Here is a 26,639-nt window from a genome sequence, read left to right as displayed (position 1 = left end):
AATCTGCGAGAGCGCGTCGGCCCCCGTGATGAAGAAGAGGTCGGCGTCGTCGTTGAGGGACCGCAGATCCCGCAGCGTGTCGATCGTGTACGTGGAGGCGCGCGCCCTCCGGTACGTAGCCGTACGCCCAGAAGGACCAGCCGCCGGAGGACTCCAGGCCGGGTCCGTACCGCCCGTCGTGGAACTCGGCCATCCGCCAGCCGGCCCCGTAGTACTGGACGCAGAGGCTGTCGGCGACGGCCCTGCTGGTCAGTGTCGTGCCGCGTACGGGCGGGGTGGCCGCGACGGTTCCCCGGGCCCAGCCCGCGTAGAAGTCCGGAGTGACGCCGGCGGGCACGGCGGCGCCGGTGATTCTCAGGCACAGCACCGACAGCGTGGCGGAGGCGGGAGTGTCCCCCTGGTACGGGTTGGTCACCGCGTCGGAGCTGACCCGGACGGTACCGTCCGCGCCCTTGGCCGCCACCGTCCAGGTCATCCCGGCGTGATCGGCGCTGACCGCCGCCCGCGCGGGCGCGGCGGTCAGGGTCAAGAAGGTGAGCGAGGCGGCGACCGCGGCGGCGGCGGTGCCCCGGCGTAACGGATTCCTCATGCGTGTCCCTCCGGACGGCGGACACCGGCACCGGCAACGACTGCTCGGTGCTCGGTGCGTGATGCCCGACCAGCATCGGGAGGAGTGCACGATTCCATCACTTCTTCTTCGCGGATTGACCGCAAATGCTCGTGCGGCGTCCGATAAGACGCTCTTGTCACAGGGGCCCGTCGGGGAGCGCGATGTCCCCGTCGTACCAGGGGTCGATGGGCGCGCTCTCCAGACGGCGCCCCAGCTCGTCCAGGATCCAGCCCTGCCGCTTCAGCGTCCGCAGCACGACGCCGTGGTCGGCGATCTCCAGCCCCGGGCACTGGGTGCCGATCCGGTCTTCCAGGTCATGGGCGCTGTCGACCGAGTGCAGCCAGGTGGAGAGGAGGATGTTCGTCTCGCCGCTGGTGGCGGTGAGCAGCCGGACGTCCGGCATCCGGCCGAGGTGTTCGCAGATCCGCCGCCGCTGCGAGACCGGCGCCTTGGCCCACATGAGCGAGGTGACCGGCCAGCCCGTGATGTGCTGGGAGATCTCGCAGCGGAACGCGACGGAACCCGTACGCTCCAGTCGCGCCAGCCGGCGCCGGACGGCGGTCTGGCTGGTGCCGGTGCGTTCGGCGAGATCGGTGACGGGCAGCCGGCCGTCCGGGGCGAGGGCCAGGAGCAGTTCCCTGTCCGGCCCGCTCAGAGGGCCGGGGACGGCCTGCCGCGGCGCGGTCTCGTCCGCGGCCCCCTGAGCGGGCCGGAGCAGCTGCCGCTGCGCGCGGGGCAGCGCGTCCAGCCGCCAGTCACTGCCGGAGACGAGGATGCGCGTGGTGATCTGGGTGTTCACCCGTACCACCCCCGGCAGCCGGCTCACCCCGTCCAGGATGAACCGGGACAGGCTCGGCAGGTCCTGGGTGACGGCGTTGACGTGGATATCGCGCCCGCTGGCCAGCTCCATGACGGACTTCGTCCGCGGGTCCCGGGCCAGCGCCAGCGCGACCCCGCGCCGGGCCCCGGGTCCGCAGTCCACGTCGATGAACGCGTTGCAGAGCGAGCGCCACAGAGCGGGGCTGCCGGTCGCCGTCACCCAGGCCAGACCCCGGTCCGAGATCCGCCCCCAGCGGCGGGCGACCGTCACCGCGCTGAGTCCGAGCACCTCGCTGATCGCCGTCCAGGAGGCGCGTGGCGCGATCTGGAGGGCGTGGGCGATGGCCAGATCCGTCTCGTCGAGCTGGGCCTGGAGGGCGGCGGAATCCTTCACCCGGGGATGTTCCATGGCGATTCTCGTCGATTTCCTGGGTTGATGAACGGGAGATGGCCACGATGTACCACCACCGGCGGCCCCGCAAGAGCGGTGGCGACCGGAGTGGTACGTCCCCGGGGGCGCCCCGGGACACATTTCTCTCACGGAAGGCCGGATTCTGATGCCGCAGAGCGAACAGCAGCAGCCGTGGGAATGGGACGAGCCGACCTGGCGCGGCCATGTCGGACGCGTACGCGCCGGGCGCTCCCTGGCGCCCGCCGGCTGGCCCGGCGGGGCCCGCTGCGCGGTGGCCGTGTCCTTCGACTCGGACCACGAGACCCCGGCCCTGCGGGACGGCGAGACGAGCCCGGCCAAACTAGCCCAGGGCGAGTACGGCGCCCGGGTGGCCGTGCCGAAGATCCTCGGCCTGCTGGAGAGGCACCGCGTCCCGGCGAGCTTCTTCATGCCCGCCGTCTGCGCGCTGCTGCGTCCGCAGGAGGCGAAGTCCTACACGGCCGCCGGTCACGAGCTGGCGGTCCACGGCTGGATCCACGAGCGCAACACCCTGCTCACCGCGGAGACCGAGCGAGAGCTCCAGTTCCGCGCCGCCGACACCCTGGAGCGGATCGGCGGCGTACGTCCCGTCGGCATCCGCACACCGAGCTGGGACTTCTCCCCGCACACCCTGGCGATCACCCGTGAGATGGGTCTGCTCTACGACTCCTCGCTGATGGCCGACGACGAGCCCTACGAGCTGGTCGAGGACGGGGAGCCGACCGGTGTGGTGGAGATCCCCGTGGAGTGGATCCGCGACGACGCGCCCTACTTCATGATGGAGCGTTTCGCCTCGCTGCGGCCCTACATCGCGCCGCGCGACGTGCTCGGCATCTGGCAGGACGAGTTCGCCGCCGCGTACGCGGCCGGCGGTCTGTTCCAGCTCACGATGCACCCGCACATCATCGGCCACCGCTCCCGGCTCGTCGTGCTGGACGAACTGCTCGCGCACATCGGCGGGCACGAGGGGGTGTGGTTCGCCACCCACCGGGAGATCGCGGAGCACTGCCTCGCGCACCGCCCGGCCGCCTGACCCGTACTCCCCGCCGGTGCCCGGACACCCCCGTAGGCACACCCACTTCCCGTACACAGTACGCACGTCCGCTGCCCCACCCGGCACCCCGGACCGCCGCCGGCGACCGCCCCGGCCGCCGGAGCGTCCCCACCCCAGGACGCTCCCGCTCGCACACCGCGCGCCCGTCCCCGGCGCGCCCGTCGACCCCGGTTCCGGCCCGCCCCAGAGGCCCGGCGGAACCGCCCCCCACGGGAAACACCGGGCCCGCACGCCCGCAGCCCGATCCGTCCCCTGTGACGCTCCCAAGGAAGGCGAGGATCCTCCTCGTGAAAACCGACACCGCCGTATCCGGTACCGCCCCGTCGCACAAACTCACGCCCCAGCAGCGCAAGGCCATCGTGGCCGGTTCCGTGGGCAACACCGTCGAATTCGTCGACTGGGCCCTCTACGGCATCTTCGTGAAGATCATCGCTGATGTCTTCTTCCCGAAGGCCGAGGGAGCGGTCGCGCTCCTCTCCACGCTCGCCGTCTTCGCCGTCGGCTTCGTGATGCGGCCGGTGGGGGCAGCCGTCCTCGGCGCGTACGCCGACCGGCACGGCCGCAAGAAGGGCCTCTCCCTCACCATCGGCCTGATGGCGGGCGCCGGTTTCATCATCGCGATCACCCCGGGCTACGAGACGATCGGCATCGCCGCCCCGGTGATCCTGCTGCTGGCGCGGCTCACCCAGGGCTTCTCCGCGGGCGGCGAGTTCGGCTCGTCCTCGGCGTTCCTGGTGGAGTCCGCGGCGCCCGGACGGCGCGCCTTCGCGGGTTCCTGGCAGCAGGTGTCGGTCGCGGGCGGTGTGCTGATCGCCTCGCTGCTCGGCACCGCGTTCACCTCGCTGCTCAGCGAGGACGCCCTGCACAGCTGGGGCTGGCGGGCCGCCTTCGTCATCGGCGCGCTGCTCGGCCTCGTCGGGCTCTGGCTGCGCGTCACCGTCGAGGACACCACGTCCTTCAACGAGACCAAGGCGGGCGGGCAGGACCGGAAGAACCCGCTGAAGGCGATGTTCGTCGAGCACCCGGCCGCCGCGCTGCGGGTCGCGGGCATCACCGTCGCCGGCACACTGACGTACTACATCTGGGTCAACTACCTGCCGACGTACGCCAATCTCACCACCGGTATCCCGCTGGAGCGGGCGCTGCTCTCGCAGACCCTGTGCCTGATCGTCTTCATCGTGCTGCTGCCCTTCGCCGGGCTGCTCTCCGACAAGCTGGGGCGCAAGCCCACCCTGGCGGCTTTCGCCGCGGGCTTCGTCCTCCTCTCCTGGCCGATGCTGCACTTCCTGAACGACAGCTTCCTCGTCCTGTTCCTGGTGCAGCTCACCGGCATGCTGCTGATCCTCGGCTACTCCGCCAACTGCGCCGTGATCATGGCCGAGCAGTTCCCGCCGGAGGTCCGGGCCACCGGGATCGCCCTGCCGTACGCGCTGGCCGTCGCCGTGTTCGGCGGCACCGCCCCGTACGTCACGACCTGGCTGAGCGACTCCGGCCACGCCGACAAGCTCTGGCTGTACGTCTCCGGCGCCGCCCTGATCTCGCTCGTCGTCTACCTGACCATGCCCGAGACGAAGGACAAGGAGTTCTCCTGATGGCGCACGTACTGGTCACCGGTGCCGCGAGCGGCATCGGACGGGCCGTCGCCGAGCACTTCGCCGCGGCCGGCCACCGGCTGACGCTCGTGGACATCGACGCCGCCCGGCTCGCCGGGACGGCGGGCGCGCTGGGCGCGGCCCGCCAGGTCCACGACCTGTGCGCCCCGGACGGTCCGGCCGCCGCCGTCGGCGACGCCTGGGAGACCCACGGACCGGTGGACGTGCTGGTCAACTCGGCCGGCATCTACCCGTCGCTCGACATGGCCGAGGTCACCGCCGCCGACTGGGACCGGGTCTTCGCGCTCAACACCCGGGCGCCGGTCCTCGCCACGGCCGAACTGGCCCGCCGCGCGAGCGCCGCGGGGCGGCCCGCGTCGGTGGTCAACATCTCCTCCGGCGCCGCGCTGCGCGCCCGGCCCGGCGGCGGCCCGTACGCGAGTTCCAAGGCGGCCCTGGAGATGGCGACCCGCGCGGCGGCCCTCGAACTGGGCCCGCACGGCATCCGCGTCAACGCCGTCAGCCCCGGCTTCATCGGGGTCGACAGCGCCTGCAACCCCGTCACCGACGAATACGCCGCGGCCGTCTCGGTCAACCCGCTGGGACGGCCGGGGACCCCGGCGGACATCGCGCGCGCCGTCGTGTGGATCGCCGGCCCCGACGCCTCCTGGGTGACCGGGGAGATCCTGCGCGTGGACGGCGGCAGCGGCACCGGCGCCACCCATCTGCCCCGGCTGTGGCCGCCGGCCGGCGGCTCCACACCCCACGGTCCGGGCCGCGGCCCGGACACCACGAAAGGACCCACCACATGACCGGCGATGCCTACACCGTGGTCGGCGCGGGCGCCATCGGCGGCACCCTCGCCCACCGCCTCGCGGCGGCCGGACACCAGGTCACCGTCATCGACACCGACACCGCCCACGTCGCCGCGATCCAGGCGGACGGGCTGACCATCCTGCGCGGCGAGGAGCGCGAGAGCGTACGCCTCGACGCCGCCACCCCGGACACGTACCAGGGCCCACCGCTCGGACGCGTCCTGCTCAGTGTCAAGGCGCAGGCCACCGAGGCGGCCGTACGCTGGATCGCGCCACGCCTCGCCCGGGACGGTTATGTCGTCTCCGTGCAGAACGGCTTCAACGAGGCCCTCATCGCCGAGCATGTCGGCGCCGGGCGCACCGTCGCCGCCTTCGTCAACATCTTCGCCGACCTCGTCGAACCGGGCGTGGTGCGCGACGGCGGCCCCGGCGCGTTCGTCCTCGGCGAGGTGGGCGGCGCGCCCGTCTCCCCCCGGGTGCGCGCCCTGGTCGCCGACCTCCAGGCGTGGGGCCCCGCCCGGGCCACCGACAACGTCGAGGGCTATCTGTGGGCGAAGGCCGCGTTCGGCGCCATGCTCTCCGCGACCGCCCTCGCCGACGCCCCCATCGCGGACCTCACGGACCGTCACCGCCCCGCCATGTACGCGCTGGCCGCGGAGGTGTACGCGGCGGCCGACGAGGCCGGGGTACGGCTGGAGTCGTTCGACGCCTTCGAGGCGCCCGCCTTCCGGCCGGACCACGACCCGGCGGCGCGGGACGCCGCCTGCGACCGGCTGACCGCGTGGCTGCGCACGCAGCCGAAGGACCGCAGCGGCATCTGGCGCGACCTGGCCGTCCGCCGCCGTCCGGTGGAGGTGACCACGCACTACACGGACGTGTTCACGTACGCACGCCGCGCGGGCCGGCCGACACCGGTGCTCCGGGCCGTCCTGGACGGTCTGCGGGAACTGGAGCGGGACCCGTCCACCATGTCCGAGTCCCGGCTGGACGCCCTCGACCGGCTGGCCGCCTCGGGCGGCGGTACAGCGGCCCCGGACGGCGCGCCGGGACAGGGGCTGCCCACCGGGCCCGCGCTCACCGACACGCAGGCCGTCGCCGTCCGGGACTGGCTCGACGGGCACCGCGACGCGATGGACGCCGACCTGGCCGCGTACACCGGGCAGGAGAGCTCCAGCGACGACAAGGCGTCGCTCACCGCCTGCCTCGACTGGCTGCGTGGCTGGCTGGACACCGCTCTCGGCGCGCCCGTGAAGGAGGAACTGATCCCCCGTGACGGCGCGGGCGACATCCTGGTACGGCGCTATGCCGGCAGCGGTGCGCCGGCCGGCGCACCGCTGCTGCTCGTCGGCCACTACGACACCGTCTGGTCCACCGGGACCCTGCGGGACTGGCCGTACCGGCGGGACGGGGACCGTATCTCCGGCCCCGGTGTGTTCGACATGAAGGCCGGGCTCGTCCAGGCCGTCTGGGCGCTGCGCGCGCTCACGGCGCTCGGGCTGCCGCGTCCGGAGTGCACCCTGCTGCTCAACGGGGACGAGGAGACGGGCAGCGAGGCGTCCAGCGATGTCATCGTCGCGGAGGCACGGCGTTCCCGGGCGGCGCTGGTCTTCGAGGCGAGCGCGGACGGCGCGGTGAAGACGACCCGTAAGGGGGTGGGGCTGTTCTCCCTCACCGTCACCGGCGAGGAGGCGCACGCCGGACTCGACCCGACGCGCGGGGCCAGCGCCGTCAACGAGATCGCCCGTCAGGTGCTGGCGCTGGAGGACCTCGCCGACCCGGCGGCCGGGACCACCGTCAATGTGGGGGTGCTGCGCGGCGGCACCCGCAGCAACGTCACGGCGGGAGAGGCGGTCGCGCACCTGGACATCCGGGTGGCGACGGAGGCCGAACGCGCCCGCCTGGACGCGGCGCTGGCCGCCCTCACCCCGTTCGATCCCCGGACGGGCCTCACACTCGGCGGCGGCTGGAACCGTCCGGTCTTCGAGCGCACCGAGAGCGTCGGGCACCTGTTCGCGGTCGCGAGGGCCTGCGCCGTACCGCTCGGTCTCCCGTTGCGCGAGACGGCCGTGGGCGGCGCCAGCGACGGCAACTTCATCCTCGCCGCGGGCACCCCCGTGCTCGACGGGCTCGGCGCGGTGGGCGGCGGCGCCCACGCCCGCGGCGAGCACGTGACGCTCAGCGGCATGGTCGAGCGCTCCGCCCTGGCGGCCGGTGTCCTCGCCGCCTTCGCCACCGTCTGAGGATTCCCCCCGTTCGGGAGGGGCCCCGCGGGGCCGGACCGGTCGTACACACGGCCGGGCCGGCCCCGCCCGCCTCCGGTCCCGCCTCCGTTAGGGTGACGGGATGCGACGCGGCTCCCGCACCATCGGCTCCGGTACGAGCGGGGCCCGCGCGTGACCACGGAGACCAGGTCCCTGCCGGCCCTCGCGCCCGGCGCGACGGAGACGCCCTTCGTCATCATGGGGTCCGACGAGGTCGTCGCACACGACACCGTGTGGGACGAACACTCCCACCCCTTCCACGAGTTGCTCTGGAACGAGCGCGGTGTCTCCTCGGCGGTGGTCGGCACGCGGGTCTGGACGATCACCCCCGCGCTGGGCCTGTGGATGCCCGCGGGCACACTGCACTCCGGCTCGGCGGTCGCCGGTACCTGGTTCCGCGCGGGTTTCTTCGGCTTCCGCACCACGTCCTCGATCTCCGACGTGCCGGTGGCGGTCGAGATCACCCCGCTGCTGCGGCTGCTGCTGGAACGGCTCGGCGACCCGGAACTCGCCGCGGGCTCGCGGGCGGCGACCGAGGCGCTGGTGCTCGACGTACTCGCGCCGTCGCCGCGCGAACTGCTCGTACGGGTACCCACCTCGGCCCTGCTGCGCCCGATCGCCGAGGCGGTACGGGAGGACCCGGGCGACCCGCGGACGCTGACGGACTGGGCCTGTGCGCTCGGGGTGAGCCCCCGCACGATCACCCGCGCCTTCAACTCCGGGACGGGTACGAGCTTCGCGCGCTGGGTGGCCGCGGTGCGCGCCCAGCACGCGGTCGCCCTGCTCACCCGGGGCTGGGACGTCGAGGCCGTCGCGGAGCAGGTCGGCTACCGGTCGGCCAGTGCTTTCGGCGCGGCCTTCCGGCGTACGACCGGACTCACCCCCGGTACGTTCCGGGCGCGCTGAGCCGGTTGCCCGCGCCCCGGGGCCGGGACCGGGACCGGGACCGCGTATGTCCGGATCGCTACAACAGCTGACCCAAAGGGTTGATTGCGACACGGGGGCAACCTCGATCGATCTGCTGCTGCTCGACGAGCCCACCACCTTCCTCGACGCGAGCCATCAGATCGAGGTCCTCGACCTGCTGACCGACCTGAACCAGGCGCGCGGGACCACCATCGTCATGGTCCTGCACGGCCTCAACCTCGCGGCCCGGTACGCGGACCACCTCATCGCCCTCGCGGCGGGCCGGCTCCACGCGGTCGGGACCCCCGCCGAGGTGCTGACGCGGGAGAACGTGCGCGCGGTGTTCGGCCTCGACAGCCGCATCATCGAGGACCCCGTCTCGGGCCGCCCGCTGATGCTGCCGATCGGCCGTCACCACGCCGGGCCCCCGACGGGGCCAGGAGACGCACAAGGCCAGTTGACGTACGAGGTCGGTTGACGTCTGAGGTCAGTTGACGTACGAGGCGTTCCGCGCCGTTCTCACCACGGTGTCGCCGTCGCCGCTGCCGAGCAGGCCCGCGGAACGCCAGGCGTCCACGGTGCTCCGTACCCGCGCGACAAGGGCGTCCTTGTCACGGAACGGGGCCCCGGCCCAGATCTCGTCGAGGAGGGTCGTGCCGTCGGGCCGCGCCGGGTTGGCGACGCCCGAGTCGGTGTTCCCGAACACGACCCGGGGTTCGTCCCGGCGGAAGTAGACGTGGGCCGGATCCTCGGTCCCCTCGAAGAAGGGGGCGAACTCCGTGCCGTCGAGGGTGTGGTGGAGCGGCTTGCCCGGCACCGGGGCGAGGGTGGGCAGGAGGTCCCCGGAGAGCGCGGCGTTGCGGTAGAACCCGAAGCGCCGATAGGTCGTCGCGGGGTCGCGCGCGACCAGGTTGACCGGCCCGTGGAAGAGTGCCTGGAGGGTCCCGTCGTCGGGTGCCGCCTCGGTCCGGAGCCGGAAGGGCACCGTGACCCGGACGGTGTCTCCGGCGCGCCAGGTGCGGGAGACGGTGAAGTAGGCGCCGGGCCGCGGCCGGCCCGCCACCGGGGCGCCGTTGACGGTCACCCGGAAGTCGGGGCCCGCCCAGGAGGGCACGCGCAGCCGCAGCTCGAACGCGCCACCGCCGCCGATGGTCAGGGTGGAGCCCTGCTCCCTGGGGTAGTCGGTCGTCTGGGTCACGGTGACGCCCCGCTCGGCCCAGGTCAGGGTGGACGGGCTGTACAGGTTGACGTAGAGGGCGCTGTTGTCGGCCGTCCTGAAGTAGACGGAGTCCTGGTATTTGGTGGCGCTCTCCATCCCGGTGCCCTCGCAGCAGGTGGTGCCCGCCTTCGGTGTGTAGTCGCGGACATGGCCGGGTGTCAGCCCGATGAAGTACGTGACCAGCGGCTTCTCGCCGTCCGCGGTGTCCTGCTTGGAGCCGAGGACCTGGTTGTAGAGGGCGCGTTCGTAGTACTCCATGTACTTCGGGTCCGGCTCGTGGAAGAAGAGCAGCCGGCTCAGCTTGAGCATGTTGTACGCGCAGCAGCTCTCGGCGGTGGTGGCGCTGATCGTTCCGGCCACGGATCCCCGGGCCCGCCAGAACTCGCCGGTGCTGGTGCCGCCGATGGCGTACATCCGGGTGGGGACGACCATGTCCCAGAAGTTCTTCGCGGCGGCGAGGTAGCGGGCCTCGCCCGTCGCGTCGTGGAGCCGCAGGAGCCCGGTGAGAACGGGGATGTGCTGGTTGGCGTGGAGCCCGTCCAGGATGTCGCGGTTCGCGGCGCACGCGTCGATGAGTGCGTCGAGGTCGAACAGCCGTGCGAGGGCGAGGTGTTCGGCCTTGCCCGTGAGGGCGTGGAGATCGCAGACCGCCTCGACCAGGCCGCCGAACTCGCCGCTGGAGAAGAGGCCCCACATGCGCTGCAAGGTGGCGGCGGGCAGCCGGGACAGCCGGGAGTACATCCAGTCGCACAGGCCCGAGGCGAGGTCGAGCGCCCGCGCGTCGCCGGTGTAGAGGTGGGCGTCGAGCAGGCCCCGGAGAATCTTGTGCGCGGTGTAGTACGGCGCCCACACGACCGTGTAGTCGCTGCCGGTCATCGACTCCAGCGTGATGAACTGGGTCTCCGGGTAGGCCGCGAGGAACCCGGGGTGGCTCGGGCCGCCCCAGGTGCGGCGCACGGTGGCGTCCAGGCCGCGCGCCGAGCCGTCGGCGACGGTGGAGCCCGAGGTCTCGTCGAAGGCGTACGACACCAGATCGCCCCGGCCCGGGGAGGCGTCGGCGGCCCGCCTGTCCTGCAGCTCCGCGATCTCGCGGGCGGTGAGCGCGCGCGCCCAGGCGTTGAACTCGTCGAAGGCCCCGGCGAACACGGGGTCGCCCGGAAAGTTCGAGCGGCCGAGCCAGTTGTTGCGCAACGGGCCCAGTACCGCCGGGTCGAGGGTCATCCCCGTACGGCGCCCGACGGCGGTCCCGTTGACGTAGAGCACACCGGTGCCGCCGCCGATCGTGACGGCCAGATGGCTCCACCGGTCCAGCGGGAGCTCTCCGGTGCCGTCGATGCCCTGCTCGCCCGCCGGGCCCCCGGTCGTGAGGGCGAAGCGGGGCACCCCGTTCGCGTTGCGGGCGGCGAGGTAGAGGTAGCGGGTGGTGTCGTCGCCGAAGTCGAAGACCCGGGCCCAGGCCGCGTGGTGGGTGGGCTTCACCCAGGCGGAGAGGGTGATGGCCGGGGCGCCTCCGAGGACACCGGCGGGCAGGTCGACGTACCGGTAGGAGCCGCGGACGTGTTCCGCCGCGGTGCCGAACCGGCCGGCCACAGCGAGCACCGCCGGCGCGGTCCTGAGCGCCGCCCTGACCTCGGTGAGGGCACCGGTCAGGTAGCTGATCCGGTCGGCGTACACCTGGTCACCGGTGCCGGCGTAGGACTGGGCGAGCATCGTCAGGAAGTGGCCGGTGTAGTGGCCGCGGAGGTTGCCGTTGGCCTCGCCGTCGAGCCCCTCCCAGCCGCCGGGGGCGACCGCGCCGCGGGTCGACAGCCCGGCGTTGGCGCGGAAGACCTGGAGGAGCCGGTCCACGTCGTAACCACGCCCGTGATCGAGCATCAACCGGCGTTTCGTGGCGAAGACGCCCCGGCCGAGCGTCACGTCCCCGAGCGCGAAGGGGCGCAGCGCCCAGGTGGGCGGGGCCGGGAGGGCCGCGGCGGCGGAGGAGGCAGCGGAGGAGGCGGCAGGTGAGGAGCCGGTGGAGGCGCTGGAGAATCCCGATGTCGCCGCGGCGAGTACCGCGGTCCGGAGCATGCCGCGCCGGGAGAGGGGTGGCGGTGGCGGTGGTGACATGGGGGGATCCTCATCTCTGCGACTGGGGATGCGGCCATGAGCGTCGGAGACGGTCCTGTCTCCTTGAGGGGCACCATCCGTTCGGGATACCGAACGTCGTTCTGAGTTCCGGTCAGAACATAGATCCGGAAAGAGGGCGCGTCAACGCTCACGTCAGGGCCCGGCGGCGTCCCCCGCACCGCCGGGCCCGCTCCTTCGCTTCTCCCTCTCCTGCCGCCCCGCCCTCCGCCCCTCCTACCAGCGCGGGATGGTGGCCCGGTAGGTCGGGTGGATGGTACGCATGTAGCCGGTGTCGTCCCGGTCGCGCAGACCGCTGCTCAGGTACTGCTCGTGCAGGGTCCCCAGGGCGTCCCGGTCGAGCGTGACACCGAGGCCGGGGGTGGTGGGCACCTCCACCGAGCCGTCCTTGAACGCCAGGACGCCGGGCTCGATGACGTCCTCGGTCTTCCACGGCCAGTGCGTGTCACAGGCGTAGGTGAGGTTCGGGGTGGCGGCCGCGAGATGGGTCATCGCCGCGAGGCTGATGCCCAGATGCGAGTTCGAGTGCATGGACAGGCCCATGCCGAAGGTGTCGCAGATCCCGGAGAGGAGCTTGGAGCGGCGCAGCCCGCCCCAGTAGTGGTGGTCGGAGAGGATGACCTGTACGGCGTCCACCGCCACCGAGGGGTGGAGTTCGTCGAAGGCCACGACGCACATGTTGGTCGCCAGCGGCATCGACACCTCGCGGGCGACGGCGGCCATGCCCGCGATGTCCGGCGTGGGGTCCTCCAGATACTCCAGCACACCGTCGAGCGCCTGCCCGACCTTGACGGACGTGGGCACCGTCCACGCCGCGTTCGGGTCGAGCCGCAGCGGGTGGTCGGGGAACTCGGCGCGCAGCGCCCGTACCGCCTCGACCTCCTCCTCCGGCGGCAGGACCCCGCCCTTGAGCTTGATGGCGGTGAACCCGTACGCGTCGACCATGCGCCGGGCCTGGGCCACGATGCCCTCGGGGTCCAGGGCCGCGCCCCATTCGTCGGGCTCGGCGCCCGGGTGGGCGGCCCACTTGTAGAAGAGGTAGGCGCTGAACGGCACCGCCGGGCGCACCGCGCCGCCGAGGAGATCGGAGACCGGGCGGCCGCAGGCCCGCCCCTGGATGTCGAGCAGGGCGACCTCGAACGGCGAGAACACCCGGTCGACGGTGCTGCTGGTGGTGACCATCCCGGTCAGACCGGAGCCGCCGACGCCGCCGACCCTGGCGATGACCTCACCGACGATCCGGTGCAGTTCCTCGGTGGCGTAGACGTCGAGTCCGGCGATCCGGTCCGCGACGGCCCGAAGCCGTTCCAGATGCCCGGCGTCGGCGTAGGTCTCGCCGAGCCCGGTGAGCCCGCCGTCGGTGTGCACCTCGACGATCGCGCGCAGGGCGTACGGTTCGTGGACGCCGACCGAGTTGAGGAGCGGCGGGTCCCGGAAGGCGACCGGGGTGATGGTGACGGCGGAGATCCGCAGCTTCTCGGCGCTCATGCGCTGGTGCTCCTTACCAGTTCGAGTCCCCGCTCCAGGAGCGAGGAGGACGAGTAGAGCGGGGCGCCGATGGCCCGGTAGGCGGGGACGGTGACCTCGGTGGTGGGGAGCCCGTTGAAGAACTGGAAGGGCTTGGCGCTGTCGCGCAGCGACGCGCGGATGGCGACGACGGTGCGCGCCAGGGTTTCGATGTCGCCCACGCCGTCCTCGAAACCGACGACCTGGACGGCGAGGTCGACCGCCGTCGGAAGCGCGCCGCCGACACCCGCGTACACCGGAACCGCACCGTTCGCGGCGTCGACCGCGGCGCGTACGACGTCGGTGTGTTCCCGCGGCGACAGGGCGCGGAACTCCCCCGTACCGCAGGCGGCGAAGACCGCGCCGGCTTCCACCCCTGCCCGTACATGGGCGTCGAGGGTCTGTGGATCGAGAGCGCCGTCGGGTGCGAAAGGGGTGACCGGAAAGAACAGCACTCCGTCAAGCATGAGACTCCATTCATGCATGTGCCCGAGATCCATGTTCATATATTCGTCACCGAACTTAGGCCGCCCCGCGGGGAAGCGTCAAGCGGCTACACCACCGCCCCTCCGCCTCTGACGTGGGACCTTTCACTCCACGGGTACACAGTGGCAGTGCCGCGAGATTCCACGGGAAACCATTGACCGGGTGGGCACGCGACCGTAACGTGTCCACACACCTGACAGGTGTTCACATACATACACGGCTGAGCCGGGCGCCGGGACGCTCGGTGCGCGGCGCGCCCCGCACCGCGTTCCCGTACGGCCCGGGAAGAACCCCGGGCCGCACGGGAGCGAGGGGCACTAGAGCACGGCGACGGCGCGGCCGGCCAGTTCGCCGCTCGTGAGCTTGCCGATGTACTCGGGGATCCGGTCGAACGGGATCGGTACGGTGTGGGAGCGCAGGGCTCCGGTGGCGATGAGGCCTAGGACGGCCTCCGCCTCGGACTTCTCCCCGTTGGAGGCGCCGACGAGGGTGATCTCCTTCATCGTGATCTTCTGCATGGAGAGGGTGGCCGTCTCACGGGCCAGGCCGATCTGCACGATCCGCCCGCCGTGCCGGACGGCGTCGACGGCGGAGGCGGTGGTCGTACCGAACCCGGCGAAGTCGATGACGACGTCGAGTCCGGCGTCCTCGAAGTCACGGATGTCGGCGGAGACACCGCCGACCCCCAGCTCCCTGACCCGCTCCCAGGCGGACTCGTTCACCTCGGCCACGTACACGGTGGCCCCGGCGGCCTTCGCGATCTGCGCGCCGAGCGAGCCGAGACCGCCGAAGCCGATGATGCCGACGTTCATCCCGGCCGCGACGTGCCCGAACGTCTCGACGGCGCGGTAGGCCGTACGGGCCGCGTCCATGGCGGGCGCGGCCTGTTCGAAGTCGACGGCGTCCGGCACATGGACGGCGAGCCGCGCCTCGACCGCGGTGTACTCCGCGAATCCGCCGTCGACCGCGGTGCCCGGCCCCTCGGTGGTGGCCGGGATGCCGACCCGGTCGCCGACGGCGAAGCCGGTAACGCCCTCACCGACCGCGGTGACGATCCCGGCGGTCTCGTGGCCGAGCACGATCGGGATATGCCCGAGCAGCGAGGTGATCGTGCCGTCGATGAAGCTGACGTCGCTGTGACAGATCCCCGCCGCCTTGACGGCGAGGACGATCTCGCCCGCGGCCGGGGTCGGTTCGGGCAGCTCGACAAGCTGCAGGGGTTCGTTCACACCGGTGAACTGCCATGCCCTCATGGGTGTTTCTTCTTTCTCTGGTGATACGTGGTGGCCCGGCCGGAACGCGCCGCGGTGGCGGCGCCGGCCCGCCGGGCCGGTGGTGATCGTCAGCGGACGCTGGTCAGGCCGCCGTCGACGGGCAGGAGCTGCCCGGTGATGAAGTGCGAGGCGTCGCTCGCGAGGAACACCAGCACGGGCGCGAGATCGGTGTCGGCGTCGCCGAACTTCCCGCCGAGCGGGATCGACTTCGCGATCTCGGCGTCGTACGCCGCGAGTTCCTCCGGTGCGAGCGAGCCGCGGTACTTGTCGAACATCGGGGTGTTGACGTACGGGAGCACGGCGTTCACCCGTATCCCGTCCGGCCCCCACTCGCGGGCCACGGTGCGCGTCCAGGTGTGGACGGCGGCCTTCGAGGCCCCGTAGGTGGCGTTGGTGAGCTCGCCGGTGAACCCGGACATCGAGCCGAAGTTGACGATCGCGCCCGCGCCGCCCGGCCGCATGGCGCGGTAGGCCGCCTGGTTGGTGTGGATCGTACCCAGCACGTTGACCCGGAAGACCGACTCCCACAGCTCGTCCGTGATCTCCGCCGCGAGCGAGCTGCGCTGCAGGCCGGCCACGTTGACCAGCACGTCGAGGCCGCCGAGCGCGCCCACCGCCTCGTCGAAGGCGGCGTCGACGGCGTCCTTGTCGGCGATGTCGGCGCGACGGAACGTGACCGTCCCGGGCCCCTCCGCCGTCGCCTCGGCCGCGACGCGTTCACCGGCCTCCGGTGCCAGATCGAACGACCACACCCGCGCGCCCTCGCGCGCGAAGGCACGCACGGTGGCCTCGCCGATGCCCTGGGAACCGCCGGTCACGATGACGCGTTTGCCGTCGAGTTGCATGGTTGAGCTCTCTCTTTCCCTTGCCGCCGGGCGCCGGGCCGCGCCGAGCGCGGGAGTCCTCCCGTCCCGCAGGAGAGCTCCTCCCTCCGTCGAGTACGGTCCCCTCAGCACCGCGACGGGGTGCGCCTTCTATTCTGGTACTGAGTATCACAATGTACTCGCCCCTGACAGGGGGCGGGGGGACAGGACTGGTATGCCCGCGACTCCACCACCGCCCCGACGGCGGTCCCCCGGCCGGCCCGCGGTGTCGTCCCGGGAGGACATCGAGCGCGTCGCGATCCGCCTCTTCCTCGACCACGGCTACGCGGCGACCACGATCCCGATGATCGCCGAGGCGAGCGGGGTGAGCCGGACGAGTGTGTTCCGTTACTGGGGGACGAAGTCGGAGATCGTCTGGGGCACCTTCGACGTCCACACCCGGCGCCTCTCCGAACTGCTCGACGACACGGACCCCGCGGAGCCGGCGATGCGCGCCGTCCGCGCGTGCGTCGTCAGGAACCTGGCGCTCTCCATCGAGGACTCCAGCCTGTGGATGGAACGCTTCGCGCTCCTCGACACCTCCCCCGACCTGCGGTCCGAGGAGTCCGCGCACTGGCTGAGCTGGTCGGCCGCGGTCACCGCCTTCGTCGCCCGCCGGCACGGCATGCCGCCGAGCGGTGTGATGGCCCAGAGCATCGGCGGCGCCGTGCAGGCGGCGTTCCTCGCCGTACTGCGGAGCTGGCTCACCGAACCGTCGCCGTCCGCCGCCCTCCTCCCGGAGCTCGACCAGGAGCTCGCTCCGCTCTGCGACCTCCTGCAGACGTGGCTCGACACCACCGGCTGAGCAGGAGCGCCGGGGCCGACCGGCGGCGGGACGGCGGCGCGCGTTCGCAGAGCCTCATCCAGCGCTTCCTGGTCGACATCGACCCGGACTTCGCCGCCGAGCAGTACCCGCGCTTCCGCGACCGGTACGTCGTCTCCCCGCTCGGCCTCGGCCCGACCGTACGGGAGTATCCGCGGGGGCTGGACGGTCCGGCCGACGTCGACTCCGGCCCGCTGCCGCTCGGGGTGAGTCTGTCGGCGACGGTGGTCGCCATCGGCGCGGCCCAGGTCCACGGCGACGCCCCGCTCGCCGGGGCGCTGGCCAACTACAGCGAGCTGGCCGGGCTGCCGGTCCGGACCCCCTGGACCAAGCGGTACGCGTTCGGCCTCGTCCCGGTGGGCGACGCGTTCCTCGCCTGGTCGAAGACGGCACGCCCCTGGGTGGCTCCCCCGCCGTCCCCGCCCCCGGCGAACGTCTCGCCGTACTGGCGGGTGCCGCTCCTGTGCCTTCTGATCCTGCTCGGCGCGGCGCCCTGGCTGCCCGCCCTGCTGCGGCGCGTCCGCCGTCACCGGCGGAGCCTCCCGGCCGGTGTCTGACCGTGCCTCCCGGGCGGCCCTATTCCCAGACGGCGATGTTGCGCCGTACCGGGACCGTGCCCGAGTCCGTGGCGAACAGCTCGGGCGAGCGGGCCCGGATGCGTTCGACGTCGTCGAAGACCGCCCGCAGATGGGTGCGCATGGCCGTACGGGCCAGGGTGACGTCGCCGGCGAGCACCGCTTCGAAGATCTCCACGTGCTGGGCGGCGAAGCCGGCCGGTGAGGCGGTGTGGTAGAGACCCAGGCGGCGCGCGCGGTCGAGGTGGCCCTTGGCCGAGACCACGGTGGCCCAGGCGCTGCCGTGTCCGCTCAGCCGCAGGATGGCCTGGTGGAACGCCTCGTCCAGGGCGAAGAACTCCTCCAGGGCGAGGCCCGGCCGCTGCTGCTCGGCCAGGTTGGCGCGCAGTCCGTCGACGACCTCGGGGTCGAGTTCGGTGGGGAGGTCTTCCAGGGAGGCCAGCTCCACGGCCTCCCGGAGGAACTGGGCGTCGGCCACCTTGGCCGGGTCGACACGTGAGACAAAGGATCCCACCTGTGGAAAGACCTGGACCAGACCCTCGTGGGAGAGCAGGATCAGACTCTCCCTGACAGGGGTGCGGCTGACCCCGAGGGCCGCCGCCAGCTCGTTCTCGGACAGGGCTGCGCCCGGAGGGAGCTCAAGGGTCAGAACCTTGTGCCGCAACGTCTCGTAGACAGCGCGGCGGCTGGTCCGCTGCCGGTTCGATCGGGCCATGCGCTCATCGTATCGGGCGCTGACACGGCCCGTGCCCGGTCGATGGCGCTGTGCCGTTCCGATGGCGTCGCCCCATGTGGAACGAGTATTGCATCACTGGCCGACCAGTGCTTGTATACCAGCCATGTCGACCAGTTGTCCGGCGTGTGAACCGGTTGGCCGGCGGCGTACGGACCCTCGAAGGAGCAGGCTCGTCCCTCTCCGACAGCCGACAGCACTTCCCCGAACAACGGAGTTCCCATGACGGACACCACGCGGACGGAGCCCACGGGCCCCGCGACGAGAACGACGCGTGATCTCACCAAGGCCGCCGTATCCGGCTGGCTGGGTACGGCGATGGAGTTCATGGACTTCCAGCTCTACTCGCTGGCAGCGGCCATCGTCTTCAACAAGATCTTCTTCCCCGACGTCAGCCCGGCGATCGGCCTGATCGCCGCCATGGCGACCTACGGTGTCGGGTACGTCGCCCGGCTCGCCGGGGCCGTCTACTTCGGGCGGATGGGCGACCGGATCGGCCGCAAGAAGGTCCTGTTTCTGACCATCCTGCTGATGGGCGCCTCGACCACGCTGATCGGCGCGCTGCCGACCTACGCCTCGATCGGCATCCTCGCCCCGATCCTGCTGGTCGCCCTGCGCCTGATCCAGGGCTTCGGGGCCGGCGCCGAGATCGCCGGGGCCACCGTCATGCTCGCCGAGTACGCCCCCACCAAGCGCCGGGGCCTGGTCTCGTCGCTGGTGTCGCTCGGCACCAACTCCGGCACCCTGGCCGCGTCCGGCCTGTGGGCCATCCTGCTCGCCGTGCTCAGCGAGGAGCAGCTGCTCTCGTGGGGCTGGCGGCTCCCCTTCCTGCTGAGCTTCCTCCTGATGATCTTCGCGGTCTGGCTGCGCAGGAACCTCAAGGAGAGCCCGGTCTTCGAGGAGCGGGCCGACGTGGTCGACGGCGTCGCCATGTCCCGCGACGAGGTCGAGACCGCGCTGAACGACTCCTCCCTGGACGGGAAGCAGGAGAGCGTCCTGGAGGCCGGGATCCGCCAGCGCAAGGGCAAGGCGTTCTTCCTCGCCCTCGGTCTGCGGTTCGGCCAGGCCGGCAACTCGGGGCTGATCCAGACCTTCCTCGTCGGCTACATCGCCACCACGCTCCACGCCGAGCGGTCCGTGCCGACCGACGCGATCGTGTACGGCTCGCTGCTGGGCTTCGTCACCGTGCCGCTGGTCGGCATGCTCGGGGACCGCTTCGGCCGCCGCCCGATGTATATCGTGCTCACCCTGCTGACCATGGCCTTCGCGTTCCCGATGATGCTGCTCATCACCTCGGACAGCACCTCGGCGCTGATGCTCGGCATGGTCCTCGGACTCAACGTCGGTGTCCTCGGGCTGTTCTCGCTGGAGAGCGTGACGATGGCCGAGCTGTTCGGTTCCCGGACCCGCTTCACCCAGCTCGCCCTGGCCAAGGAGATCGGCGGCATCCTCGCCACCGCCATCGGACCGGTCGTCGCGGCGACCCTCACCGCCGTCACCGGGAGCTGGTGGCCGATCGCGGCGATGCTCGTCGTCTACTCGCTGATCACCCTGGTCTCCGCGTTCCTCGCCCCCGAGACCCGCGGCCGCGACCTGGTCCGGCTGGAGGACGCCGCATGAGGGCCGTCGTCGTCCACGGTGCCGGAGACCTCCGTATCGACGAGCGTCCCGATCCCGTGCCGGGCGAGGGGGAAGTCCTCCTCGCGATGGAGTGGGGCGGGATCTGCGGGTCCGACGTCGCCTACTGGAAGCACGGGGCGTCCGGGACCGCGGCGCTCGCGCACCCCCTGGTGCTCGGTCACGAGGTCGCGGGACGGATCGCCGCGACCGGCGAGGGAGTCGGCGGACTGCGCGTCGGACAGCCCGTCACCGTGCACCCGGCCGAGCCGGTCGGCAACGGACCGCTGCCGGACCGGATCGCCGGCCGCACCAATCTCCACCCGCGGATCCGGTACTTCGGTTCCGCGGCCTTCGACCCGCACACCGACGGCGGGTTCAGCGAGTACCGCGTGGTCCGGGCCGCGCAGATACGGCCGCTGCCCGACGGCGTGGACACCGAGCACGGCGCCCTCGCCGAACCCCTCGCCGTGGCGCTGCACGCCGTGCACCGCGCCGGGGACATCCGGGGCAAGACCGTGCTGGTCAACGGCTGCGGCCCGATCGGGGCGCTGGTCGTGGCGGCGGCGAAGCACCGGGGCGCCGCCGCGGTGATCGCCTCGGACCTCTCCGCGGCGTCGCTCGCCGTCGCCCGCGCCATGGGCGCGGACGAGACGCGCGACCTCGGCGCCGGCGCGGTGCTCCCCGACGATGTCGAGCTGGCCTTCGAGGCGTCCGGCGCCCCGGCGGCGCTCGGCCCCGTCCTGCGGGCGACGGCGCGCGGCGGCACCCTCGTCCAGGTCGGGAACCTGCCGGGCGCCGCCGTGTCCGCGGCCCTCGGCGACCTGGTGACCCGGGAGATCAACTGGGTCGGCTCGTACCGCTTCGTGGAGGAGATCGACGACGCGCTGCTGGCGATGCGGGACGGTCTGGACGTCTCCCCCGTGATCACCCACCGCTTCGGCCTCGACCGGGCCGGGGAGGCGCTGGCAGTCGCCGCCGATCCGGCGAGCGGCAGCAGCAAGGTGATGCTCAGGCTCGGCCGGGACGGGTAGACAGGAGACAGGCGGACCGGGGGACGACCGGGAGGGGGTGCGCCGCGGTGCAACCCCGGCGCAACCTCGCGGCGGGTTGACTGGTTCTCCTGACGACCGGTTCCCTTCCTCCGCAGAGGCGGCGAGATGACGGACGAAGCGAGTTCCCCCGAGACGCCCCTGGTCGTGCTGACGCCCGCGGCCGCCGAGTTGATCCGGCGGCTGCGGGCGGACCACGGGCCGTTGATGTTCCATCAGTCGGGCGGCTGTTGCGACGGCAGCGCGCCCATGTGCTATCCGGACGGCGAGTTCCGTACCGGCGGCTCCGACGTGCTGCTCCATTCCCTGGAGGTCGAGGGCGTCACCGAGCCGGTCCCGTTCTGGATGTCGGTGAGCCAGTACGAGGTGTGGCGTCACACCCGGCTCATCGTCGACGTGGTCGCGGGGCGCGGCAGCGGCTTCTCCCTGGAGGCCCCCGAGGGGGTGCGCTTCCTGATCCGCTCGCGGCTGGTCGGTACGTGACCGCCGGACGCCCACCGGTCAGGGGTTGAGGCTGGAGACCACCCCGGCCGTGGTGGAGATCCCGTTGGCGATGGTCGGCGCCATGCTCGTGCCCGCGAGGAAGAATCCGAGCAGGGCGCAGACCAGCGCGTGCGAGAACTTCAGTCCGCCACTGCGCAGGAAGACCACCGCGAGAATCGCGAGAAGCAGCACCACTGAAATCGAAATGGCCATCGCCAAACCTCCTCCGCCGCACGGGAATCGCGGCATTCGGCCGCCAGTGTGGCGGAGGAGGGGGCCGGTACGGCCGACTGGCGTGTCCGCCGTACGGGTGGTTGACGCGGGGTTACGGACGGGCGGCGCGCAGAAAGCGTTCGAGACCCGCGAGGTCGTCGGTGTTGAGGTGGTCCACACCGGCGGCCAGCAGCTCGCTCCAGACGGCGTCCCGCGCGGGCCCCGGAAGGTCGGGGGTGGCCCAGAAGCGCAACCGCTGCCCGTGGGAGTGCGCGGCGTCGGCGAGACGCCGCAGTTCGGCGCGCTCGGCGGCGGGGAACGGGCCGGCGCCCTGCCAGCTGAAGCTCTGCGTCCAGTTGGTGCTGATGAGCGGGACGAAGGAGGCGGGCGCGGCGGTCCCGAGATCGTCGAGCCGCCCGTCGTAGAAGGCGTACCGCACGCGCTGCGCCTCCATCGGCACACGGGCCGCGCGGTCGCCGGAGATGACCGGGGTGACCGCGCCGGGGCGTACCGAGCCGTGGGCGTACGTGGTCAGCATCGAGCGGTAGCGGGCGAGTTGGCGGTGCAGCTCGGTGTACGCGGCGGCGCCGTCCGTCTTGATGTCGATGAGCAGTTGCACCGGGCGGTGGTATCCCCGGTGGACGGAGCCCCCGTTGGCGCGGACCCGGGCGAGGAGCGGGTCGAGGTAGAGCGAGGCGAGGGTACGGGCCGGGTCGAGTTCGGTGGCCTCGTGGGCGACCAGCAGTTCGCCGTCGACCAGGAAGATGTCGGCCTCGACGCTGGTGAAGCCGTGCGCGAGCGCGTCGAGGAGCGGGCGCGGGTGGAGGTAGTCGTTGTGGGCGTGGGCGCGGCGCAGCGGCCGGGGGCCCGGGCCGCCGCCTCCCGTCCGGGCGGCGGCCCGGGCGTAGGCGGGGGCGGCGACGACCCCCGCGAGCGCGGCGGTGAGCGTGCTGACGGCTCTGCGGCGGGTGGTGAGGGCCATGATGCCTCCGGGACGGAACGCGCTGGGGCGCGACGGGCACGGTCCTGGTGAGTATCGCCCTGTCATGCCTGAATCAAGGCTGTGCCGCGCAGTGTTCGTCCACCCGCCATCCTCGATTCAGCCACCCGACGGTGCCGCTCCCCGGCGTGCCCCCCGTCATCCCGGTCCGGGGAGGTCCACCAGGCCGGCCAGGCGTTCCCGGTGTGCGCCGGGCGAACCGAGCGCGCTCTCGTCGGACTTGGCGCGCTTGAGGTACAGGTGCACGGGGTGCTCCCAGGTCATGCCGGTCCCGCCGTGGAGCTGGACGCACTCCTCGGCGGCGTGGACGGCGACGCGCCCGCAGTACGCCTGGGCGACGGCCACGGCGAGCGGGGCCCCGGGGTCGCCGGTGGCGAGTGCGTCGGCGGCGTTGCGGGCGGCGGCGCGGGCCGAGACGACCTCCAGCCAGAGCTGCGCCATCCGGTGCTTGAGTGCCTGGAAGGAGCCGACGGGGCGGTTGAACTGGTGGCGCTCGCGGGTGTGCCGGACGGTCTCCTCCAGGCACCACTCGGCGAGGCCGAGCTGTTCGGAGGCGAGCAGTCCGGCGCCGGCCAGCAGTCCGCGCCGTACGGCGGCCTCTCCCGTGGCGGCGTCGGCGATCCGGACGCCGTGGCCGGCCGCGACCGTGACGGTGGCGAGCGGGCGGGTCAGGTCGAGGGGGGGCAGCGGCTCGACGGTGACCCCGGGCGCCGCCGTCTCGACGGCGTACAGACCGTCGGCGCGCGGGAGGAGCAGCACGTCGGCGCGGGCGGCGTCGGCGACGGCGCTCACCGTGGTCGCCGCCCCCTCCGGGGCCCCGGAGGCCACGGCGTCCCCCGCGAAGGGGAGCGGCGCGTCCGGGGCGGTGGTGAGCGGCAGGGCGAGCACGGCGGTACGGTGACCGCTCGCCAGCGCGGTGAGGAGCCCCGCGACATCCGTGGACTCCGTGCTCTCCCCGTCACAGCCGAGCAGGGTCTCGGTCGCCACCACCGAACTGGTGAGATAGGGCGCGGGGGTGACGGCGCGGCCCAGCTCCTCCAGGACGACCGCGGCCTCCCGGTGGCCCGCGCCCTGGCCGCCCAGCTTCTCCGGGACGAGCAGCCCCGCCACGCCGATCCCGGCGGTGAGCGAGGTCCACAGCCCGGGGTCGTAGGGGTCGCCGGACTCGGCGCGGGCGAGGGTGGCCGGCAGGTCGGCCCGGTCGGTGAGCAACGACCGTACGGCGGCCCGCAGATCGTCCTCGGTCTCCGAGTAGAGCAGGTCGGGGGAGGTCGCGGCGGGGGCGGGCTGCGTGGTCACCGGGTCAGGTCCTTCCAGGGGACGTCCTTGTCGTTGCGCGGCTCCGGGGGCAGACCGAGGACGCGTTCGGCGACGATGTTGAGGAGGACCTCGCTCGTACCGCCCTCGATGGAGTTGCCCTTGGACCGCAGATAGCGGTATCCGGCGTCGCGTCCGGTGAAGTCGACCAGTTCGGGCCGGCGCAGGGTCCAGTCCGAGTACAGCAGGCCCTCTTCGCCGAGGAGTTCCACCTCCAGGCCGCTGATCTCCTGGTTGAGGCGGGCGAAGGCGAGCTTCATCCCGCTTCCCTCGGGCCCCGGCTGGCCCGCGACGAGCTGCTGGCGCAGCCGCTCGCCGGTGAGCCGGGCGACCTCGGCCTCCACCCAGAGGGTGAGCAGCCGCCGGTGCAGATCGTGGGTGCGCAGCTCCGGCCGCTCGCGCCAGGTGGCGGCGGCCTTGCCGATCATGCCGCCCTCGCGGGGCAGGCGGGCGCCGCCGATCGAGACCCGTTCGTTCATCAGCGTGGTCTGCGCGACCTTCCAGCCCTCGCCGATCGCGCCGAGCCGGTGGCTGTCGGGGATGCGGACGTCGGTGAGGAAGACCTCGTTGAACTCCGCCTCGCCGGTGATCTGGCGCAGCGGCCGTACCTCGACGCCCGGTGCGGTCATGTCGCAGAGGAAGTAGCTGATGCCCTGGTGTTTGGGCAGCTCGGGATCGGTACGGGCGATGAGGATGGCCCAGCGGGCGAGATGGGCGCTGGACGTCCACACCTTCTGGCCGTTGACGATCCAGTCACCGGTGTCCTGGCCGCCGCCCTCACGCACCGCGCGGGTGCCGAGGGCCGCCAGGTCGGAGCCCGCGCCGGGCTCGCTGAAGAGCTGGCACCACACCTCCTCGCCGACCCACAGAGGCCGCAGGAAGCGCTCCTTCTGTTCCCGGGTGCCGTACCGCAGGATGGTCGGCGCGGCCATGCCGAGGCCGATGCCGATCCGCCGGGGGTCGTTGTCGGGCGCGCCGGCGGCGGCGAGTTCGGCGTCCACGACCGCCTGGAGGGAGCGCGGCGCGTCGAGTCCGCCGAGCCCGGCCGGGTAGTGCACCCAGGCGAGTCCGGCGTCGAAGCGCGCCCTGAGGAAGTCGGTGCGTCCGGTGGTGGCCGGCGGGTGTCCGGCCAGCAGTTCCCTGGTACGGGAGCGGAGTTCGGCGGCGTCGGGGACGTCGGCGGCAGCGGTCACCGGAGCTCCCCCGCGGGGAGGACGACCACCCGGCCCGTGGTGGCGCCGTCGGCGACGCGCTGCACGGCGTCGGCGCCGCCCTTCATCTCGGCCCGCTCGCTGATGAGCGGCCTGATCGCGCCCCGGGCCGCCAGCGCGGTCAGTTCCTCGTGGCAACGCGCCACCGCCGACGGGTCCTTGGAGTTGTAGAGGCCCCAGTGGAGCCCCATGATCGTGTAGTTCTTCACCAGGGCGTGGTTGAGGGCGGGGCTCGGGATCGTCCCGCTCGCGAAGCCGACGACGACGATCCGGCCCTCGAAGGCGACGCTCCTGGCGGACGCGGTGTACGCGTCGCCGCCCACCGGGTCGTAGACGACGTCCGCGCCCCGGCCTCCGGTGGCCTCCTTGACGGCCGCGACGATGTCGTCCGTGCGGCGGTCGATGACCACGTCGCACCCCATCTCCCGGGCCACCGCGGTCTTGTTGCGGCCTCCGGCGACCCCGATGACGGTGGCCCCCGCCGCCTTGCCGAGCTGGACGGCGGCGCTGCCGACGCCGCCGGCCGCGGCGTGGACGAGCAGGGTCTCCCCCGGCTTGATGGCGGCCCGCCGGTGCAGGGCGAACCAGCCGGTCTGGTAGCCGATGTGGAGCGCGGCGGCCTCGGCGTCGTCCAGTGTGCCGGGCGCGGGCAGCAGCGCCGTCTCGTCTGCCACGACGTACTCGGCCAGGCCGCCGTGCGGCAGTTCCGGTGTGGCGATGACGCGGCGGCCGTCCTCGGTCTCGCCGCAGATCTCCACGCCCGGGGTGAAGGGCAGCGGCGGCCGTACCTGGTACTGGCCCCGGCAGAGCAGGGCGTCCGGGAAGTTGATGTTCGCCGCCCTGACCCGCAGCCGGACCTGCCCGGCGCCGGGCACCGGAAGCTCGGTCTCCTCCAGCCGCATCACCTCCGCGGGCTCGCCGTTCCTGTGCACGCGCCATGCCAGCATTCGGGCCTCCACACACGGGGTCGGTACCACGTCCCTGCGCATACTAAGCGGTCGCTTGTCGCGCTGGGAACAGCCCGCTCAGGACGTCTTCGGCCGCGCCCTGACATGCATCCGCTCGCCCTGCGGGCCGAAGAGGCTCAGGAACTCCACGGGCGCCTCCCCGGCCGGGCCGAACCAGTGCGGGACCCGCGTGTCGAACTCGGCCGCCTCTCCCGGGCCCATCACCACATCGTGATCGCCGAGCCGCAGCCGCAGCCGCCCGGAGAGGACGAACAGCCACTCGTACCCCTCGTGGGTCCGCTGCTCCTCGTCGCAGTGGTCGGGCGTGTACTCCTCCACCACCTTGTACGCCCGCAGGCCGCCCGGCTGGCGGGTGAGCGGCAGCATCGTACGGCCGCCGCGCACGATCGGCTTGGAGCGGATCCGGGGGTCGCCCACCTCGGGCGCGCCGACCAGCTCGTCGAGCGGCACCTGGTGGGCGCGGGCGATGGGCAGCAGCACTTCGAGGCTGGGCCTGCGGTGGCCGGACTCCAGCCGGGAGAGGGTGCTCACGGAGATGCCGGTGGCGGCGGAGAGCGCGCCCAGAGTGGCCCCGCGCTCGCGCCTGATCCGGCGCAGCCGGGGTCCCACCTGGTTCAGCACGTCGTCGAGCCGGGGGTCTTCGTCCATCCGTACATTGCAGAAACAGCACGCCCGTTTGTCAATC

General features: G+C 72.6%; 22 protein-coding genes and 3 pseudogenes. 11 read left to right on the top strand and 14 right to left on the bottom strand.

What is annotated here, in order from left to right:
- A pseudogene (locus AB0P17_RS31755) lies at positions 1–93 on the bottom strand (nicotinic acid mononucleotide adenylyltransferase); the annotation flags it as partial.
- A gap of 653 nt (positions 94–746) precedes the next feature.
- The gene (locus tag AB0P17_RS31750) at positions 747–1,823 is read right to left on the bottom strand and encodes an Lrp/AsnC family transcriptional regulator (protein ID WP_365816279.1); all 1,077 of its coding nucleotides are present in this window, start codon (positions 1,821–1,823) and stop codon (positions 747–749) included.
- Positions 1,824–1,986: 163 nt separating this feature from the next.
- Here AB0P17_RS31750 and AB0P17_RS31745 point away from each other — a divergent pair, with 163 nt between their 5' ends.
- From AB0P17_RS31745 to AB0P17_RS31720, 6 genes and pseudogenes are all read left to right on the top strand, one after another.
- Complete coding sequence (locus AB0P17_RS31745; RefSeq protein WP_365816277.1) at positions 1,987–2,892, top strand: polysaccharide deacetylase; 906 nt, start codon at positions 1,987–1,989, stop codon at positions 2,890–2,892.
- Positions 2,893–3,200: 308 nt separating this feature from the next.
- Entirely contained in the window at positions 3,201–4,505 is a 1,305-nt protein-coding gene (locus AB0P17_RS31740; protein ID WP_365816275.1) for an MFS transporter, read from the top strand.
- Positions 4,505–5,317: an SDR family oxidoreductase gene (locus AB0P17_RS31735; RefSeq protein ID WP_365816273.1), complete on the top strand. Its 813-nt coding sequence runs from the start codon at positions 4,505–4,507 to the stop codon at positions 5,315–5,317. Before AB0P17_RS31740 ends, AB0P17_RS31735 begins: the two co-directional genes overlap by 1 nt.
- Positions 5,317–7,560: pseudogene (locus AB0P17_RS31730) on the top strand (2-dehydropantoate 2-reductase); the annotation flags it as partial. The gene AB0P17_RS31735 and the pseudogene AB0P17_RS31730, both read left to right, overlap by 1 nt.
- 153 nt (positions 7,561–7,713) lie before the next feature.
- Positions 7,714–8,487: an AraC family transcriptional regulator gene (locus tag AB0P17_RS31725; RefSeq protein ID WP_365816270.1), complete on the top strand. Its 774-nt coding sequence runs from the start codon at positions 7,714–7,716 to the stop codon at positions 8,485–8,487.
- 109 nt (positions 8,488–8,596) lie between these two features.
- Positions 8,597–8,965: pseudogene (locus AB0P17_RS31720) on the top strand (ABC transporter ATP-binding protein); the annotation flags it as partial.
- A 9-nt stretch (positions 8,966–8,974) separates the two neighbouring features.
- Here AB0P17_RS31720 and AB0P17_RS31715 read toward each other — a convergent pair.
- The 5 genes from AB0P17_RS31715 to AB0P17_RS31695 form a co-directional block, all read right to left on the bottom strand.
- The gene (locus tag AB0P17_RS31715) at positions 8,975–11,815 is read right to left on the bottom strand and encodes a beta-L-arabinofuranosidase domain-containing protein (protein ID WP_365816268.1); all 2,841 of its coding nucleotides are present in this window, start codon (positions 11,813–11,815) and stop codon (positions 8,975–8,977) included.
- 234 nt (positions 11,816–12,049) lie between these two features.
- A complete protein-coding gene (locus AB0P17_RS31710) occupies positions 12,050–13,321 on the bottom strand; it encodes a glucarate dehydratase family protein (RefSeq protein ID WP_365816266.1) in 1,272 nt (423 codons plus the stop codon).
- Positions 13,318–13,806 carry a dihydrodipicolinate synthase family protein gene (locus AB0P17_RS31705; RefSeq protein WP_365816264.1) on the bottom strand — a complete coding sequence of 163 codons (489 nt, stop codon included), beginning with the start codon at positions 13,804–13,806 and terminating at the stop codon, positions 13,318–13,320. Before AB0P17_RS31705 ends, AB0P17_RS31710 begins: the two co-directional genes overlap by 4 nt.
- A 336-nt stretch (positions 13,807–14,142) precedes the next feature.
- Positions 14,143–15,078 (bottom strand): zinc-binding dehydrogenase, encoded by a 936-nt coding sequence (locus AB0P17_RS31700; protein WP_365816262.1) that lies wholly within the window; start codon positions 15,076–15,078, stop codon positions 14,143–14,145.
- A gap of 89 nt (positions 15,079–15,167) precedes the next feature.
- Positions 15,168–15,944, bottom strand: a complete 777-nt coding sequence (locus AB0P17_RS31695; protein ID WP_365816260.1) for an SDR family NAD(P)-dependent oxidoreductase — start codon at positions 15,942–15,944, stop codon at positions 15,168–15,170.
- Between the two features lie 193 nt (positions 15,945–16,137).
- Between AB0P17_RS31695 and AB0P17_RS31690 the strand changes: the two genes are divergently transcribed.
- A complete protein-coding gene (locus AB0P17_RS31690) occupies positions 16,138–16,767 on the top strand; it encodes a TetR family transcriptional regulator (RefSeq protein WP_365816258.1) in 630 nt (209 codons plus the stop codon).
- A complete protein-coding gene (locus AB0P17_RS31685; protein WP_365816254.1) occupies positions 16,746–17,342 on the top strand; it encodes a hypothetical protein in 597 nt (198 codons plus the stop codon). Before AB0P17_RS31690 ends, AB0P17_RS31685 begins: the two co-directional genes overlap by 22 nt.
- A gap of 19 nt (positions 17,343–17,361) precedes the next feature.
- On the opposite strand, the gene AB0P17_RS31680 is transcribed toward AB0P17_RS31685, so the two are convergent.
- Positions 17,362–18,075 (bottom strand): GntR family transcriptional regulator, encoded by a 714-nt coding sequence (locus AB0P17_RS31680; RefSeq protein WP_365816252.1) that lies wholly within the window; start codon positions 18,073–18,075, stop codon positions 17,362–17,364.
- A gap of 240 nt (positions 18,076–18,315) precedes the next feature.
- Between AB0P17_RS31680 and AB0P17_RS31675 the strand changes: the two genes are divergently transcribed.
- From AB0P17_RS31675 to AB0P17_RS31665, 3 genes are all read left to right on the top strand, one after another.
- Positions 18,316–19,713: an MFS transporter gene (locus tag AB0P17_RS31675; protein ID WP_365816250.1), complete on the top strand. Its 1,398-nt coding sequence runs from the start codon at positions 18,316–18,318 to the stop codon at positions 19,711–19,713.
- On the top strand, positions 19,710–20,744 hold the full coding sequence (locus AB0P17_RS31670; RefSeq protein WP_365816248.1) for an L-idonate 5-dehydrogenase: 1,035 nt from the start codon (positions 19,710–19,712) through the stop codon (positions 20,742–20,744). Before AB0P17_RS31675 ends, AB0P17_RS31670 begins: the two co-directional genes overlap by 4 nt.
- A gap of 126 nt (positions 20,745–20,870) precedes the next feature.
- The gene (locus AB0P17_RS31665; RefSeq protein WP_365816246.1) at positions 20,871–21,245 is read left to right on the top strand and encodes a DUF779 domain-containing protein; all 375 of its coding nucleotides are present in this window, start codon (positions 20,871–20,873) and stop codon (positions 21,243–21,245) included.
- 18 nt (positions 21,246–21,263) lie between these two features.
- Here the strand turns inward: AB0P17_RS31665 and AB0P17_RS31660 are convergent, their stop codons facing one another.
- From AB0P17_RS31660 to AB0P17_RS31635, 6 genes are all read right to left on the bottom strand, one after another.
- The gene (locus AB0P17_RS31660; protein WP_365816244.1) at positions 21,264–21,458 is read right to left on the bottom strand and encodes a hypothetical protein; all 195 of its coding nucleotides are present in this window, start codon (positions 21,456–21,458) and stop codon (positions 21,264–21,266) included.
- 112 nt (positions 21,459–21,570) lie between these two features.
- On the bottom strand, positions 21,571–22,440 hold the full coding sequence (locus tag AB0P17_RS31655) for a phosphatidylinositol-specific phospholipase C/glycerophosphodiester phosphodiesterase family protein (RefSeq protein WP_365816242.1): 870 nt from the start codon (positions 22,438–22,440) through the stop codon (positions 21,571–21,573).
- Positions 22,441–22,596: 156 nt separating this feature from the next.
- Positions 22,597–23,757, bottom strand: coding sequence for an acyl-CoA dehydrogenase family protein (locus AB0P17_RS31650; protein WP_365816240.1), 1,161 nt, complete (start codon positions 23,755–23,757; stop codon positions 22,597–22,599).
- A complete protein-coding gene (locus AB0P17_RS31645) occupies positions 23,754–24,968 on the bottom strand; it encodes an acyl-CoA dehydrogenase family protein (protein WP_365816238.1) in 1,215 nt (404 codons plus the stop codon). Before AB0P17_RS31645 ends, AB0P17_RS31650 begins: the two co-directional genes overlap by 4 nt.
- The gene (locus tag AB0P17_RS31640; RefSeq protein ID WP_365816236.1) at positions 24,965–25,933 is read right to left on the bottom strand and encodes an NADPH:quinone oxidoreductase family protein; all 969 of its coding nucleotides are present in this window, start codon (positions 25,931–25,933) and stop codon (positions 24,965–24,967) included. Before AB0P17_RS31640 ends, AB0P17_RS31645 begins: the two co-directional genes overlap by 4 nt.
- Before the next feature lie 78 nt (positions 25,934–26,011).
- The gene (locus AB0P17_RS31635; protein ID WP_365816234.1) at positions 26,012–26,602 is read right to left on the bottom strand and encodes an XRE family transcriptional regulator; all 591 of its coding nucleotides are present in this window, start codon (positions 26,600–26,602) and stop codon (positions 26,012–26,014) included.
- Between the last annotated feature and the right edge of the window lie 37 nt (positions 26,603–26,639).

This window comes from Streptomyces sp. NPDC088124 (assembly GCF_040685895.1).
GTDB lineage: Bacteria > Actinomycetota > Actinomycetes > Streptomycetales > Streptomycetaceae > Streptomyces.
Note: the sequence above shows the minus strand (reverse complement) of the source record. Positions and strands in the feature narration are given on the sequence as shown.

What these genes read in the sequence shown, in the direction of transcription:
- AB0P17_RS31715 (WP_365816268.1), bottom strand. Translation starts at nt 11,815, where the DNA reads ATGTCACCACCGCCACCGCCACCCCTCTCCCGGCGCGGCATGCTCCGG.
- AB0P17_RS31735 (WP_365816273.1), top strand. Translation starts at nt 4,505, where the DNA reads ATGGCGCACGTACTGGTCACCGGTGCCGCGAGCGGCATCGGACGGGCC.
- AB0P17_RS31665 (WP_365816246.1), top strand. Translation starts at nt 20,871, where the DNA reads ATGACGGACGAAGCGAGTTCCCCCGAGACGCCCCTGGTCGTGCTGACG.
- AB0P17_RS31690 (WP_365816258.1), top strand. Translation starts at nt 16,138, where the DNA reads ATGCCCGCGACTCCACCACCGCCCCGACGGCGGTCCCCCGGCCGGCCC.
- AB0P17_RS31660 (WP_365816244.1), bottom strand. Translation starts at nt 21,458, where the DNA reads ATGGCCATTTCGATTTCAGTGGTGCTGCTTCTCGCGATTCTCGCGGTG.
- AB0P17_RS31700 (WP_365816262.1), bottom strand. Translation starts at nt 15,078, where the DNA reads ATGAGGGCATGGCAGTTCACCGGTGTGAACGAACCCCTGCAGCTTGTC.
- AB0P17_RS31705 (WP_365816264.1), bottom strand. Translation starts at nt 13,806, where the DNA reads ATGCTTGACGGAGTGCTGTTCTTTCCGGTCACCCCTTTCGCACCCGAC.
- AB0P17_RS31695 (WP_365816260.1), bottom strand. Translation starts at nt 15,944, where the DNA reads ATGCAACTCGACGGCAAACGCGTCATCGTGACCGGCGGTTCCCAGGGC.
- AB0P17_RS31675 (WP_365816250.1), top strand. Translation starts at nt 18,316, where the DNA reads ATGACGGACACCACGCGGACGGAGCCCACGGGCCCCGCGACGAGAACG.
- AB0P17_RS31680 (WP_365816252.1), bottom strand. Translation starts at nt 18,075, where the DNA reads ATGGCCCGATCGAACCGGCAGCGGACCAGCCGCCGCGCTGTCTACGAG.
- AB0P17_RS31635 (WP_365816234.1), bottom strand. Translation starts at nt 26,602, where the DNA reads ATGGACGAAGACCCCCGGCTCGACGACGTGCTGAACCAGGTGGGACCC.
- AB0P17_RS31655 (WP_365816242.1), bottom strand. Translation starts at nt 22,440, where the DNA reads ATGGCCCTCACCACCCGCCGCAGAGCCGTCAGCACGCTCACCGCCGCG.
- AB0P17_RS31640 (WP_365816236.1), bottom strand. Translation starts at nt 25,933, where the DNA reads ATGCTGGCATGGCGCGTGCACAGGAACGGCGAGCCCGCGGAGGTGATG.
- AB0P17_RS31745 (WP_365816277.1), top strand. Translation starts at nt 1,987, where the DNA reads ATGCCGCAGAGCGAACAGCAGCAGCCGTGGGAATGGGACGAGCCGACC.
- AB0P17_RS31710 (WP_365816266.1), bottom strand. Translation starts at nt 13,321, where the DNA reads ATGAGCGCCGAGAAGCTGCGGATCTCCGCCGTCACCATCACCCCGGTC.
- AB0P17_RS31670 (WP_365816248.1), top strand. Translation starts at nt 19,710, where the DNA reads ATGAGGGCCGTCGTCGTCCACGGTGCCGGAGACCTCCGTATCGACGAG.